This window comes from Streptomyces sp. NPDC048248 (assembly GCF_043201875.1).
Classification (GTDB): domain Bacteria; phylum Actinomycetota; class Actinomycetes; order Streptomycetales; family Streptomycetaceae; genus Streptomyces.
Genome location: NZ_JBICZL010000005.1, coordinates 64441 through 77768 on the forward strand (window position 1 = coordinate 64441; position 13328 = coordinate 77768).

The 13328-nt window shown below is 70.6% G+C and carries 17 protein-coding genes and 1 tRNA gene; 15 read left to right on the forward strand and 3 right to left on the reverse strand.

Features of this window, described 5'->3' with window-relative positions; translation table 11 throughout:
• Nucleotides 1–102: 102 nt before the first annotated feature.
• From ACGFZW_RS11680 to ACGFZW_RS11690, 3 genes are all read left to right on the forward strand, one after another.
• A complete protein-coding gene (locus tag ACGFZW_RS11680) occupies nucleotides 103–753 on the forward strand; it encodes a DUF4232 domain-containing protein (RefSeq protein ID WP_393892903.1) in 651 nt (216 codons plus the stop codon).
• Nucleotides 754–1001: 248 nt separating this feature from the next.
• Nucleotides 1002–1298 (forward strand): type II toxin-antitoxin system VapB family antitoxin, encoded by a 297-nt coding sequence (locus tag ACGFZW_RS11685; RefSeq protein ID WP_006604254.1) that lies wholly within the window; start codon nucleotides 1002–1004, stop codon nucleotides 1296–1298.
• Between the two features lie 127 nt (nucleotides 1299–1425).
• The gene (locus ACGFZW_RS11690; RefSeq protein WP_393892904.1) at nucleotides 1426–2079 is read left to right on the forward strand and encodes a LytR C-terminal domain-containing protein; all 654 of its coding nucleotides are present in this window, start codon (nucleotides 1426–1428) and stop codon (nucleotides 2077–2079) included.
• Between the two features lie 141 nt (nucleotides 2080–2220).
• Here the strand turns inward: ACGFZW_RS11690 and upp are convergent, their stop codons facing one another.
• Complete coding sequence (gene upp, locus ACGFZW_RS11695; RefSeq protein ID WP_393892905.1) at nucleotides 2221–2856, reverse strand: uracil phosphoribosyltransferase; 636 nt, start codon at nucleotides 2854–2856, stop codon at nucleotides 2221–2223.
• Between the two features lie 177 nt (nucleotides 2857–3033).
• On the opposite strand from upp, the gene ACGFZW_RS11700 reads away from it, so the two are divergent.
• The 5 genes from ACGFZW_RS11700 to ACGFZW_RS11720 all read left to right on the forward strand — a co-directional run bounded on the left by ACGFZW_RS11700 (nucleotide 3034) and on the right by ACGFZW_RS11720 (nucleotide 5437).
• Nucleotides 3034–3240: a hypothetical protein gene (locus ACGFZW_RS11700; protein ID WP_393893291.1), complete on the forward strand. Its 207-nt coding sequence runs from the start codon at nucleotides 3034–3036 to the stop codon at nucleotides 3238–3240.
• Nucleotides 3241–3430: 190 nt separating this feature from the next.
• Nucleotides 3431–3979 (forward strand): hypothetical protein, encoded by a 549-nt coding sequence (locus ACGFZW_RS11705; RefSeq protein WP_393892906.1) that lies wholly within the window; start codon nucleotides 3431–3433, stop codon nucleotides 3977–3979.
• A gap of 207 nt (nucleotides 3980–4186) precedes the next feature.
• Entirely contained in the window at nucleotides 4187–4615 is a 429-nt protein-coding gene (gene tadA / locus ACGFZW_RS11710; RefSeq protein ID WP_393893262.1) for a tRNA adenosine(34) deaminase TadA, read from the forward strand.
• 68 nt (nucleotides 4616–4683) lie between these two features.
• Nucleotides 4684–4770 (forward strand) — tRNA-Ser (locus tag ACGFZW_RS11715).
• Nucleotides 4771–5068: 298 nt separating this feature from the next.
• Nucleotides 5069–5437, forward strand: a complete 369-nt coding sequence (locus ACGFZW_RS11720; RefSeq protein ID WP_393892907.1) for a hypothetical protein — start codon at nucleotides 5069–5071, stop codon at nucleotides 5435–5437.
• A 52-nt stretch (nucleotides 5438–5489) separates the two neighbouring features.
• Here ACGFZW_RS11720 and ACGFZW_RS11725 read toward each other — a convergent pair whose 3' ends face one another.
• Nucleotides 5490–5972 (reverse strand): hypothetical protein, encoded by a 483-nt coding sequence (locus tag ACGFZW_RS11725; protein ID WP_393892908.1) that lies wholly within the window; start codon nucleotides 5970–5972, stop codon nucleotides 5490–5492.
• Between the two features lie 822 nt (nucleotides 5973–6794).
• On the opposite strand from ACGFZW_RS11725, the gene ACGFZW_RS11730 reads away from it, so the two are divergent.
• From ACGFZW_RS11730 to ACGFZW_RS11755, 6 genes are all read left to right on the forward strand, one after another.
• Nucleotides 6795–6959, forward strand: coding sequence for a hypothetical protein (locus ACGFZW_RS11730; RefSeq protein WP_393892909.1), 165 nt, complete (start codon nucleotides 6795–6797; stop codon nucleotides 6957–6959).
• A 64-nt stretch (nucleotides 6960–7023) separates the two neighbouring features.
• Nucleotides 7024–7317: a Dabb family protein gene (locus ACGFZW_RS11735; protein WP_393892910.1), complete on the forward strand. Its 294-nt coding sequence runs from the start codon at nucleotides 7024–7026 to the stop codon at nucleotides 7315–7317.
• Between the two features lie 361 nt (nucleotides 7318–7678).
• Nucleotides 7679–8488, forward strand: a complete 810-nt coding sequence (locus ACGFZW_RS11740; protein ID WP_393892911.1) for an RNA polymerase sigma factor SigF — start codon at nucleotides 7679–7681, stop codon at nucleotides 8486–8488.
• Between the two features lie 190 nt (nucleotides 8489–8678).
• Nucleotides 8679–9515 carry an RNA polymerase sigma factor SigF gene (locus ACGFZW_RS11745; protein WP_393892912.1) on the forward strand — a complete coding sequence of 279 codons (837 nt, stop codon included), beginning with the start codon at nucleotides 8679–8681 and terminating at the stop codon, nucleotides 9513–9515.
• Between the two features lie 127 nt (nucleotides 9516–9642).
• On the forward strand, nucleotides 9643–10428 hold the full coding sequence (locus ACGFZW_RS11750) for a hypothetical protein (protein WP_393892913.1): 786 nt from the start codon (nucleotides 9643–9645) through the stop codon (nucleotides 10426–10428).
• Nucleotides 10429–10548: 120 nt separating this feature from the next.
• Nucleotides 10549–11022 (forward strand): VOC family protein, encoded by a 474-nt coding sequence (locus ACGFZW_RS11755; RefSeq protein WP_393892914.1) that lies wholly within the window; start codon nucleotides 10549–10551, stop codon nucleotides 11020–11022.
• A gap of 124 nt (nucleotides 11023–11146) precedes the next feature.
• Here the strand turns inward: ACGFZW_RS11755 and ACGFZW_RS11760 are convergent, their stop codons facing one another.
• Nucleotides 11147–12094 carry an endonuclease/exonuclease/phosphatase family protein gene (locus tag ACGFZW_RS11760; RefSeq protein ID WP_393892915.1) on the reverse strand — a complete coding sequence of 316 codons (948 nt, stop codon included), beginning with the start codon at nucleotides 12092–12094 and terminating at the stop codon, nucleotides 11147–11149.
• Between the two features lie 662 nt (nucleotides 12095–12756).
• On the opposite strand from ACGFZW_RS11760, the gene ACGFZW_RS11765 reads away from it, so the two are divergent.
• Nucleotides 12757–13107 (forward strand): hypothetical protein, encoded by a 351-nt coding sequence (locus ACGFZW_RS11765; RefSeq protein WP_393893263.1) that lies wholly within the window; start codon nucleotides 12757–12759, stop codon nucleotides 13105–13107.
• Nucleotides 13108–13328 lie beyond the last annotated feature (221 nt).

Sequence of the window (13328 nt, forward strand, 5' to 3'; positions counted from 1 at the left end):
CCACGCGTTAGCCGATCACCAGTGCCACCACCGACCATCGTCCCCACGCCACCGCCCCGCACCGCCGCGGGCCGGGCCCGCCGTACGTCCCCGGGGGACCCCATGCGACTCACCGCCCTCGCCACCACCCTCCGCCGCGGCCGCCGCCTGTCCGCCGCCGCCCTGCTCGCCACAGCCGCACTGCCGCTCACCGCATGCCACGGCCACGGCAAACCCGTCGACGCGGCCCCCGCCACCGCCTCCTCACCGGAGGAAGGGAGCCGGAGCGAGCCGGCAGACTCCAGACCCGGCGTCTCCGGCAACGGCCCCACCCCCTCCGGCTCCAGGCCCGGCGCCCCACGGGCCTGTACCCCCGACATGCTCGGATTCCACGCGGGCGGAGTCGGCCGGCCGCCCGGCCACATGGTGCTGGCCGTCACCAACCTCTCCGACCGCACGTGCACCTTCGCCGCCCAGCCGTACCCGATCCTGCGCTTCCACGACGGACAGCGGACCGCCACCCCGGTGATCGAGGCCAGCAAACCGCGGGCCGTCGTCTCCCTGGCGCCCGACCGGACCGCGTACGCCGGGATCACCACCGCCGACGAATCCGACGGTGAGGGCGAGAAGATCTCCCAGTTCGGCGTCGCCCTGGCGGCCCGCACCGACCCGGCACAGGTCGGGCTGGACGGCGGCCCCCCGGTGTACGTCGATCACCACACCGCCCGCGTCACGTACTGGCAGTCGCGCCGCGCCGACGCCCTCAGGTGGTGACACCCGGGCGCGGACAGGCTGTCCGCACCCGGCGCGTACGACACGCGCCTGTGCGACACGCGGTAGCTCGTTCGTGTCACTGCTCCCTCGGGCCGCCGCACCGGCGGCGAACTCGGCCCGACGGGCCGTCACCACGGCCGGAAACAGAGCCCGCCCTCACCCACCGTTCCCGCTTTGCTCCACTTCTCCCGCTTTGCAGTCCTGCGGCATGGCTGCGCCCGGTGCCGCTTGCCCGGTAGGCTTTCCGTGTGATCTTCAAGCGCATCGGAAATGGGCGGCCGTACCCGGACCACGGCCGGGAGAGCACCCGCCAGTGGGCGGACGTCGCCCCGCGCCCGGTACGCCTCGACCAATTGGTGACGACCAAACAGCAGCTCGACCTCGAAACGCTGCTCGCCGAGGACTCCACTTTCTACGGCGACCTCTTCGCGCACGTCGTGAAGTGGGAGGGCGACCTCTACCTGGAGGACGGGCTGCACCGCGCCGTCCGCGCCGCCCTCCAGCAGCGCCAGGTCCTGCACGCCCGCGTACTCGAACTGGACTGACGCCCCAGCCGCCCCACCGCCCTCACCAGGCCCTTCCCTGCCCAAAATTGATCCTTTTGGGTGGGGTCTTACGCCACGCATTGATCATTTAGTAGGCACGGCCCCTCGCCCGCACTACGCTGCGGCCATGAGCATGCTGACGCCCCCAGGCATGGGCGGTAAGAAGTACCGCATCACGGGCGACAGGTACCCGCGGATGCGCCGTCCCCGACACCGCCGAAGGATCGTCCTGACCCTCGTGGCCACGGTCTGCGTCCTCGGCCTGACCGGCTGGGGGTCCCTACAGCTCATCGATGTCTTCGGCGGCAAGAGCAGCACAGCCCAGGCCGCCCAGGGCAAGCACAAGTGCCGCACCGGCGACACCGCGAAGGGCCCGCACGCCAAGCCCGCCGCCGTCGGACCGCTGCCCAAGCCCGCCGTGCTGACGGTCAACGTCTTCAACGCCACGCCGCGCAGCGGTCTCGCCAAGAGCACCGCCGACGAGCTGAAGAAGCGCGGCTTCAAGATCGGCAAGGTGGGCAACGCCCCGGCGGCCTACGACAAGAAGATCAAGGGCACCGCGATACTGCTCGGCCCGAAGTCCGCGGTCGACGGCCCCCTGAAGGTACTGGCCACCCAGCTCGCGGGCGCCGAACTGAAGACCGACGACCGCAAGGGCACCGAACTCGATCTCCTCATCGGCGACGGCTTCAAGGAACTGGCCAAGCCGCAGGAGGCCGAGAAGTCCCTGGCCCTGCTGACCCAGCCGTCCCCCCGGCCCTCGACAGCCGACAAGTGCTGACCCCCCTCCGGCCGTCCCGCCCGCGCCGCCCTCCGCACCACGCGGCGCGCTGACGGGCTCCGCCCGCACCACGCACTCGGGCCCCTCGCCGGTCAAAAGCGAGGGGCCCGAGCTGTGGCTTGGGAGAAGCGGCGCGGAGGCTCAGCCCGCGGTGCCGTACATCCGGTCGCCGGCGTCACCGAGGCCCGGCACGATGTAGCGGTCGCCGTTCAGCCGCTCGTCGACCGCCGCGGTGACCACCGTCACCGGCGCCCCGGCCAGCTCCCGCTCCATGACCTCGACGCCCTCCGGCGCGGCCAGCAGGCAGATGGCGGTGACATCGTCCGCGCCACGCTTGATCAGCTCGCGGATCGCGGCGACCAGCGTGCCGCCGGTGGCGAGCATCGGGTCCACGACGTACACCTGGCGGCCCGAGAGGTCGTCGGGCATCCGCGTCGCGTACGTGTGCGCCTCGTAGGTCTCCTCGTTGCGCACCATGCCCATGAAGCCGACCTCGGCGGTGGGCAGCAGCCGGACCATGCCGTCCAGCATGCCGAGACCGGCGCGCAGGATCGGGACGACCAGCGGCCGGGGGTGCGAGAGCCGCACGCCGGTGGTCGCCGTCACCGGGGTCTCGATGTCGACCTGCTCGGTGCGCACATCACGGGTGGCCTCGTAGGCGAGCAGGGTGACCAGCTCGTCGGCGAGCCGCCGGAAAGTCGGGGAGTCGGTGCGCTTGTCGCGCAGTGTGGTGAGTTTGTGCGCGACCAGCGGGTGGTCGACGACGTGAATCCGCATGACTTCGACAGTAGCCGAGCCCCGGGGCCCCGACGCCCGCCCGGCCCTCCCCGGCGGTCGGATCGGCTCCGCGGTATCGCTGGCATCAAACCACCGAAACGAGGGAAAGTGGGCACGTACGCTCGATTTGCCAGCTCGGCTTCGGGCGAGGACCTCCTCCAGGGGTGGTGTTTACGCGTGCCCGACCGCAAGCGGAGCGACGACACGAAGGACGCCATGTCCGCCGCCCACGGCGTCGAGAACGACGCGGCGCGCCGAAGGCGCCGGGCGCAGTTCCTGCGTGAACTGCACGAGGCCAAGGAGCTGCGCGACCGCGTCCAGCCGCGTCGCGCACGGGCCGCGCGGATGCGACAGGCCATGCGGATGCGCACCTTCCGCTGGTGACCCGAGCCTCCGCGCCCCCGCCCGCGCTCCTGCACGTGAGCGACATCTCGCAGAACCGCCGCACGACGCAGCGCCGAAGACCCCGCGCGAGCGCGCACTTTCTGCCACGATTCCGAAGGGGCGGGACCCGCGGCGCACCCGGCGTCGCCCCGCCCGGCCCGGCACGCTTATGACCAGTGGGAGAGTCACGGTGTACTTCGCCGCACTGCTCGCGCGCACCGAAGACGGGTGGGAAGCGAGCGATACAGAGCTCGACAATGTGGAGACCCTGTCCGATCTGGCCGATCTGGCCCGAGAGGCAGCGGTCGACGACGACACAGTGGTGGCGTTCATCGAGCAGGAGGACGCCTGGTTCGGCGTCATCCGGGTGGACGGCGAGGAAGACCCTCGGATCTTCCTCTCCAACGCCGCCGCCGCTGCCCGAAGCTCGTACGGAGCGATGCTGACCGACGAGCTCCTCGGCCGAGATGAGGACGATCTGGCCGACCTCGACACCCTCGACCTGGACGGCACGGAGGACGGCGAACTCGAATCGGACGACAGCGCTGACAACAGCGACCCCCAAGACGCGGTGAGCGAATCGGGCGGCCTCGTACCGCCGCCCGGCCCGCTCGGCGACTCCGAGCTCCTGGCCGACCTCGGTGTCAGCGAGAAGGAACTGCTCGCCCTCGACGGCGACGCCCTCTCCACCATCGCCGACTCGCTGGGCTGCACGGATGTCCTGGAAGCCGTGCGCTGACAGCTGCCGGGCCACGCCCCCGCCCTCCGCCGGGCCCCGGTCACCGACACCGGGCCCGGCACCCCTCCTCATCCGGACCGGCCGCCCGGCCGGCACCGGGTCACTGCGCCGGGTCCCGTCCCCGACACTGGGGACATGACCCGGCCCCCATCCGCCCCTTCGCAGTCCCCCGCCCCCGACCCGCTGCGCGATCCGTGGATCGCACCGATGCGGCAGGCGCTGGACGAGGCCGCGCGCGCCCCCGGGACCGGTGACGTCCCGGTGGGTGCCGTCGTGCTGTCCGCGGACGGCACCGTGCTCGGCACCGGCCACAACGAACGCGAGGCGACCGGCGACCCGACCGCGCACGCCGAGGTCCTCGCGCTGCGCGCGGCCGCCCGCTCGGTCGGGGAGTGGCGACTGACCGGCTGCACCCTGCTGGTCACCCTCGAACCGTGCACGATGTGCGCGGGCGCGATCGTGCTGTCCCGGGTCGACCGCGTCGTCTACGGCGCCCGCGACGCCAAGGCGGGCGCGGTCGGCTCCCTGTGGGACGTCGTACGCGACCGTCGCCTCAACCACCGCCCCGAGGTCATCACCGGCGTCCTCGAGGCCGACTGCGCCGCCCTGCTCACCGCCTTCTTCCGCGACCGCTGAGGCCCGCGGTCACCGCTGCCCGGAATCCGATTTCGGAGCACGGCCCCCTGTGGGCTAAGCTCTCTCTCGGTAGCGTGTCCGAGCGGCCGAAGGAGCACGCCTCGAAAGCGTGTGAGGGGGCAACTCCTCCGTGGGTTCAAATCCCACCGCTACCGCTCTGAAGGCGAAGGCCCCGATCCCCAGCGGATCGGGGCCTTCGTCGTATCCGGGCGCGGCCGCCGTCCCGGTGTGGAGTCGCGGGGACCGGCAAACCGGCTGACCCTTGAGTGCATGAGTGAACGGAGTCCGGGGCAGGGCCCCGAGCCGGAGCGGGCGGGGCGGAGCCGGGGATGGGGCCCCCGTCGGCCCGCGCCGCCGCACCAGAGGGGTTGGGGTCCGCCCGCCGGTGAGCCTCCCCCGTACGGAGCACCGCCCGGCGGGCCGGGGCAGCCGCGGAATCGGGCCTGGCCGTGGGTGGTGCTGGGGCTCTGTCTGCTGCTCGTCGGTGGCTGCGCCGCCGCCGTCGCGGTGCTCGTGACCGATGTCACGGACGAGATCACCAAGACGGTGCAGGTCAGCTACAAGGTCACGGGAGACGCGAAGGATGTCGCCGTCACCTACTCGACCTGGCGGGGCGACGACATGTCCACCAGTCAGGCAACTGCGCGAACCCTGCCGTGGGTGAAGGAGATGCAGGCCGAGGGGCTGGTGAAGGGCGGCGCGCTCAGCATCACCCTCGGCGCTGCCGGCGGCACCGCGACCTGCTCGGTGTCCGTGGACGGCGCGCAGGCGAAGACGGCCACGGCCACCGGCCCGAACGCGACGGCCGCCTGCGGTTACTGAGCGCGGCCTGCGGGGACCGCGGGGCGTACCCGCGGCCACCCGGCAAGGGCCCTCAGTCGTTGCGCCCGCGTACGCCGCGGCGGACGGCGCGGATGGCCAGCCAGATCACGAGGGCCAAGAGGCCGATGAAGATGATGCCGATCACCAGGGCGATGATTCCGCCCTTCTTGAAGAAGCCGCGGCTCCTGGACTTCCCCTTGAAGCCCTTCGACCCCTTGGATCCCTTGGACTTGAAGACCGTCCGGGCGTGCGTGGAGTGATGCCCGGACGAGGAGCGGAGGGAGGTGAGGGAGGCCGCTCGTACCGCGCCCGCGGCGGAGGTGGCCGTGCGGGCGTCCACGGTGGTGTGCCGGACGGCGGTCGTGGTGCGAGGTACGGCCTCGGCTCGGCCCGCGGCCACGGCCGGAGCGGCGGTCGCTGCGAACAGGCCGAGCAGCAACGCCAGGACGACGGCCGGGCGGCGGCGCGGCAGGCGTCCGGTGGATGGCTGCGCTTCGGTGCGTGGTGAATCCATATGCCGGTGTGTGGAGTTCATGGTGAAGGTTCCTTCCCCCTCGGATGCCCGGTCAGCCGCGACGGGCCGGTGCGAAGCGCTCCGGTGGAGGGCTTCGCCTCCGGGTGCGGGGCGCGGTGCCGTCCGTGTCGTGAACCGTTCAGCTGCCGCGCAGCCCGAACAGCCGTTTGTCGAGCGCGATATGGGCACGGCGAACATGGGACGCGCGAATGCGGGACTCCGGGCCGGCCGGTGTCCCGGCGGGCGGCGGGGACGACGTCACGGCACATGCGGTGCCGTGGGCGGGCGTGGCTGCGCGAATCCCTGTCGAGCTTCATCGTCGGGCCGCGTGCCCCCTTCGTCGTCCCGTTGCCCTCGCGCGTCGCGCCCGGCTCGCCGCCGTACCGCCACGCCTGAATCTGTCGCGTACATGATGCCCATGAAGGCGTGTGGGGTGGGAGACGCGGGGTGCCGCGGGGGCGGTTGCAGACGGGGCGCCCTTTCGGGCGGGGGAGACGGCGCGCGTGAGCGGGCCGTCTCCCCCGAGTGGACGGGCCTCCAGCCCGCGCCGTACTCAGGGGCGCGGCGCGGACCCCGCAGTGAGGCCGGTCCCGGGGCCTTCGGACTCCTGCCAGGTCCTTTGGCCACCTCTTCCATCGTGCCCGCCGGTCTCCTCCCAACGGGCAGCCGAAAGGCCCCGCTTGGCGGGACTTTGGTCCCCGGCCCGCCGGGAGCCGGCGAAGGGCGGTCCACGGCCCCGGACCGGGAGGCGATGGCCGGGCCTGCCACGATCGAACACCTGTGGTTACACTCGCCCGACTGCATTCGGGAACTGCAGGTACTGCCGCAGGGGAGACGGGACTGATGGTGCAAGCGAAGAAGATCGCGCTGTATTTGGTCATCGTCTTTGTGCTCTACACGATCATCACGTCCCCGGGACGGGCCGCCGATCTCGTCCAGATAGGCTTCGAGGGCATCTCGTCCGCTGCTCAGGGCGTCGGCGAGTTCATGACCCAGCTGGTCGCCTGACCTGCTGGGCGCCCCAGCCGGCCGGCCGGTCCGGCTGCGCATCGTCCGCCGCACGGAGGCCCCAGTGATCCGCCACCTGGTCCTGTTCAAGCTCAACGAAGGTGTCTCCCGCGACGAGGAGCGGGTACAGGCCGGCGCCCGCGCGTTCGCGGAACTGGAGGGCCGGATCCCGGAGCTGCAGTTCTGGGAGTGCGCCTGGAACATCACCGACCGCCCGATCGCCTACGACTTCGCGATCAACTCGGCGGTGGCCGACACCGATGCCCTCAAGCGCTACGTGGAGCACCCGGCCCACCAGGCGGCCGCCGGACAGTGGCGCGAGTTCGCCACCTGGGTGATCGCCGACTACGAGTTCTGAGCGCGGACGCTCCGCACGCCGGGCCCCTCGCCCCTACGGGCGCGGGGCTTTGTCATGTCCACCGGGCCGCCTCCGAGGCGGCGCACGCACTCTTTGGCGCGCCCCCCTGCGGCCCGCACGCGTCCTGGCGGCGCACTCACCCCGCTCACCTCCGGAACGACCGCGCGAAGCGCTCCTGCGGCACCCCACGTGTCACCCGACCCCCACCGACCTCCGCGGCATGCCACACCTGCAACAACACGCACCTTCCGCACCCTCCAACTCGTCAGTCAACACGGAGTTATGGGGTGCTTGCACACAGTGCACATGTCTTGTGATGCTATGACCGCTTTTGCCGGATACATGCACTGTGAAGGGTGGCGTGAACGTGACGGCCCGTACTGCGCCAAAGGCTCCATCCCGCGAGAGCCGAAGCGCGGACACGCGGGCGCTCACGCAGGTGCTGTTCGCGGAACTGACGGGTCTCGAACCGGGTACCCCTGAGCACACCCGGGTCCGTGCCGCACTGATCGAGGCGAACCTGCCACTCGTCCGCTATGCCGCTGCCCGCTTCCGCAGCCGCAACGAGCCGATGGAGGACGTCGTCCAGGTCGGCACCATCGGGCTGATCAACGCCATCGACCGGTTCGACCCGCACCGCGGCGTGCAGTTCCCCACCTTCGCGATGCCGACCGTCGTCGGCGAGATCAAACGCTACTTTCGAGACAACGTCCGCACCGTGCATGTGCCGCGCCGCCTCCACGAGCTGTGGGTGCAGGTCAACGGAGCCACCGAGGACCTGACCGTGTTGCACGGCCGGTCCCCCACCACCGCCGAGATCGCCGAGCGTCTCAAGATCGGCGAGGACGAGGTCCTGGCCTGCCTGGAGGCGGGCCGGTCCTACCACGCGACCTCACTGGAGGCCGCCCAGGAAGGCGACGGCCTGCCGGGCCTGCTGGACCGCCTCGGATACGAGGACCCCGAGCTGGCCGGCGTCGAGCACCGGGACCTCGTACGCCATCTCCTGGTCCAGTTGCCCGAACGCGAACAGCGAATCCTTCTCCTGCGCTACTACAACAATCTGACGCAGTCACAGATCAGCGCGGAGCTGGGGGTGTCGCAGATGCATGTCTCGCGGCTACTGTCGCGGAGCTTCGCCCGGCTGAGATCCGCAAACAGGATCGAAGCCTAACCGGGACGAGGGATCCTCACCGCGCAGATATGTCGACTTGGCGCTACAGCGTGTTGCCGACATGTGACATTCTGCAGGAACCGCGTTTGCCGTGGCGCTGCCTCCGGTATTCAGGTGGAGGCATCACTCCTCGGTCCGCCTCGGTCCGGGGACGCTGCAGCGACCCGACCCGCGACCTCAAGGGGGTGGCATGTCCGTAGAACTGGGCAGCTCGAAGGTGCTTCCCGCGATTCCCGCGCCAGCACCGCACGTGCACGACGACGACGCCATCAACACCCGCACGCTCTCCCGCTCCCTCTTCCTGCGGCTGGCCACGCTCGACAAGGACTGCGCGGAGCGGACCTACGTCCGCGACACCCTGATCGAACTGAACCTCCCGCTCGTCCGCTATGCCGCGGCCCGCTTCCGCAGCCGCAACGAGCCGATGGAGGACATCGTCCAGGTCGGCACGATCGGCCTGATCAAGGCGATCGACCGCTTCGACTGCGAACGCGGCGTGGAATTCCCGACGTTCGCGATGCCGACCGTCGTCGGCGAGATCAAGCGCTTCTTCCGCGACACGTCGTGGTCGGTGCGGGTGCCTCGCCGTCTGCAGGAGCTCCGGCTCGCCCTCACCAAGGCCAGCGACGAACTCGCGCAGAAGCTCGACCGGTCCCCGACCGTCCCCGAACTCGCCCTGGCTCTCGGGGTGTCGGAGGAGGACGTCGTCGACGGCCTGGCGGTCGGCAACGCCTACACCGCCTCCTCCCTCGACTCCCCCTCCCCCGAGGACGACGGCGGCGAGGGCTCCCTCGCGGACCGCCTCGGCTACGAGGACACCGCGCTGGAGGGCGTGGAATACCGCGAGTCCCTCAAGCCGTTGCTGGCCAAACTCCCGCCCCGGGAGCGCCAGATCATCATGCTGCGCTTCTTCGCCAACATGACGCAGTCGCAGATCGGCGAGGAGGTCGGCATCTCCCAGATGCACGTCTCCCGGCTTCTCACCCGCACCCTGGCGCAGCTGCGCGAAGGGCTCATCGCCGACTGAGGTCAGGTCCGCCGAGGGGACGGCTCCTCGCGCCGCTCGGCGGACAGCTGAAGAAGGCCGTACGGCATGCCCACGGGACGCCGTACGACGTCTGTACACCTGACGACTCGTCAGCAACACTGGCCCGATGCGACGGACGACGACTGTTGCCTCCGCCTCGGCGGCCTTACTGTGCCTGGGAGTTCTGCTCACCGGCTGCGGGAGCGCGGCCGAGGAGGGCTATGCCGCGGTGGGCGCGGCAGGCCCCGCGGACGGACGGGCGCCGACGAAGGCCGGACCGCCGGACGCCAAGGTCGAGCTGACTCCCCTGGACGGCGACGGTGACGGCGTACCGCGCACGGGGCCGGGATCGCGCACCGGCGCGGACTCCCGCGACGCCCACGACCGCCCCGGAGACACCCCGGGCGCTTCTTCCTCCTCTCCCGCCCCTTCCTCGAAGGACGCCGGCGGCAGGGACGGCGACGCGCCCCGGACTCCCCCCGGCTCTTCGTCCCCGCCGGAAGGAGACGGCCCCTCCGACGACGCGGGCGACCATCCGGACTCCCCAGGAGACGGCTCCCCCGCGCCCGCGCCGCCCTCGCCCGCCCTCCCGGCCGGTCCCGGCGCCCCCGCGGGCCTGCTGATCGGCGCGAAGGATCTGGCCGGTACGGACGTCCGCTGGTGCGAGAAGGTCACCCTGGACTTCCTCAACACCGGCAAGCACTCGGTGACGTCGGGCAGCGTCTCCTTCGGCACCCATGTCATCGGCGGCCTCGGCGTCGACTGGGCCACCCTCCGCTCCACCCACCGCCTCCCGCTGCCCCTCGCCCCCGGAGAGAAGAAGACCGGCAGCTGGCGGGTGTGCGTGGACGCCTGGCGGGTGCCGCTCGGCATGCGCATCGACACCCAGGACGCGAGCTTCACCTGGGAGTGACCCGGGTGGCGGAGGGGCCCGGCACCCGGCGAAGTCATCGTCCGGCTGGCGATGACTTTCGGTCGGTGCGACCGTCAGAACTGGTGACGGCATACAGGCCGACGACACCAGGAGAGAGCCATGCCCAAGATCACGCCCAACCTGTGGTTCGACACCCAGGGCAAGGAAGCCGCCGAGTTCTATGTCTCGGTGTTCCCCAATTCCCGGATCAAGGACATCACCTACTTCGGCGAAGCGGGCCCGCGCGAGGCCGGCATGGTGCTGACCGTCGACTTCCTGCTCGACGGCCAGGAGTACACCGCGATCAACGGCGGCCCGGAATTCACCTTTGACGAGTCGATCTCGCTGTTGATCAACTGCGCCGACCAGGACGAGATCGACTACTACTGGGAGAAGCTCTCCGCCGGCGGTGAAGAGGGCCCCTGCGGATGGCTGAAGGACAAGTACGGCCTGTCCTGGCAGGTTGCTCCCGTCGTGATGATGGAGCTGCTGACGGACCCCGACCAGGTGCGCGGCCAGCGCGCCATGAAGGCGATGCTCGGCATGAAGAAGATCGACATCGCCGCGCTCCTGGCCGCCGCCGACCGGGCCTAGAGGACGCCCGTCGGCCTGGAGGAATGCGTCCGCAGTCGCGTCGCGGGTCCGGCGCCGCGAGGAGGATCGCGGCCCCGGACCCATCGGTCGTGCGGGCTTTTGCCGACAGGCGGCTACGGGCCGCTCAGAAGGTGAAGGTGGTGACGACTGCCAGGTGGTCGGAGGGCCAGTCCGAGCCGCCCCCGTAGGTCCGGGAGTCGGCGGGCTTGAGCGAGCCGCCCCTGTGCAGCACGAAGTCGATGCGGTCCTGCGGCTCCGGCTTGTTGCCGTAGTCGCTGTTCTCCTTGGTCACGGGGGACCAGGTGTCGCCGGGCACCTCGGCCGGGTTCGGATGCACCTCACGGTAGGAGTCCTTGAACCCCTTGTCCTCGAATGCCTTGGTGGCGGGCCATTCGACCGCCGAGTCGCAGTGCTTGTCCTTGGTGGCATCGGTCCAGTCCAGGTGGGACGGCGTGTTGAAGTCGCCGGCGACGATCGCAGGCGACGACCCGGTCCACTGCGCGATCGCCTCGGCCTGCGCCTTGCGACTGGCCTCGTCCGCGTAGATCTGCGCGTAGCTGTCCTGGTCGAAACAGGCGTTGTACGGGCCGTACTTCGTGTAGTCGAGGTGTATCGAGTACACCCAGACGCCCTGGATCTTCGCGGCGATCGCCTTCGCGCCGGAGGACTCCTGCGAGAACCAGTCGGTCTTCTCGATCGGCTCACTGCTCAGGAGGTCGACGTCCGAGCCGCTGGCCGTGTGGTACTTCCACCCCAGCTTGCCCGCGATCTCCTTGGCGACGTCGCTGGAGGACTCCTGGAGCGCGACGACGTCGGCGCCGGACGCCTTGATCTGCTTCGTGATCTTGTTGACCCCGTCCGGGACCTTGGCGCCGCCGTGCCACGTGTTCAGGCTCATCACCTTCAGGGACTTCGGCGACGAGCTCCCTTTCTCGGCGGCCGCTCCGCCGGTGGCCGCCACCGCGCTCGCAGCGACCGCCAGCGCCGCCACGCCACCGACCAGGCCGAAGGCCAGGCGCCGCTTGACCTTGGGGGTCTTCGAGTCGTCCGAGGGCATCGCACTGTTGCTCACGTAGGGCTCTCTTCTCTCGTACGCCGGATGAACCGGCAGTTGTGTGGGGGGCAGCAGCCGGGGATGGCAGGCCATCACCCGGCTCCTCCTGTCCAGCGCCTCTTGCCGAGGGCCGGAGCCCCAAACTCGATTCCTTGCCCCGCGAGGGTGTCTGTTGCAGGGCCGTGACAGGGGGCATACCGAATGAACATGTCTGAACAAGTTGGGTGCGTCAAGGCGCCCGGGCGAGACCGGCGGAAGTGGACGGCGCCCGTGGCGCGTTGCGAGATCCGGCAGCGGTAGGAAGCGCCAAGAACCCGGCGAGTTTGCTTTGTTGCAGGTAGGCGGCGTGTGGTGCAGTCGTCGGGGGATGGTACGAGGGGTGGGCGGAGTCCCGGCATCGGGGCACGGCGCCTACGCGGGCTGCGCCCCGGGCACCCAAGCCCGTCCGGAAGAAGCCGGATCGGCAGATGGGCTGTGCACAGATTCAGGGCGGCAAGCAGCGACGGCCGGCAGGGCCGGCGTCGTCCAGTTCGCGCCTGACCGGGCGTTACGAGGCGGCGAGCGGAGTTCCCGACGCATGAGTCGTCGCCCCGTAGGGCCTGGAGTCCCAGGTGATGTCGCACCCGGACGGCAGCTTCATGCAACGGAACCGGCACGGGCAGCGGATCGTCATGCAGGGCATGCCTTCTGCTCTCATTGTCGGTTTCGACCCGCACGCCGTGCCCGGCATGGACGGGGACGCCATGCGCGCGGTCCTGGACACGGAAATGGCCCGCTTTCGCGAACATGGCGTCGAAGCCTCCATGGCGCTGATCGCGCCGGACGAATCGGCCGAGGCCACGGTGGTCGCGGCGTTGTCCGAACGAGACTGGGACGTCGTCGTCATCGGGGGCGGGATCCGCAAGCCGGAACCTCTGCTGACGTTCTTCGAGCAGGTCGTGAACCTGGTCCGGCAGCACGCGCCACGGGCCGCAATCGCCTTCAACACCAGCATCGGCGACAGCGTCGAGGCAGCCGTGCGCTGGCTATGAGCCCAGCCCGGCCGAGAGCAACTGGGGGCAGCCAGGCTCGGATCGAGCGTGCGGTGCTGCTCGCTGCCCGACGAGAAGCAGCACTTCGAGCTGAAGTGGCCTGACGGCGGCGCCATCGTGGAGTGGTCCGGCGCCATCCGTCCGGGCACCTCCGCCAACCGGTCAACGCCCCCCGACCCCACGGTCACCGCTTCACCCTGTGCACCGGCGGCAGTTCGGGG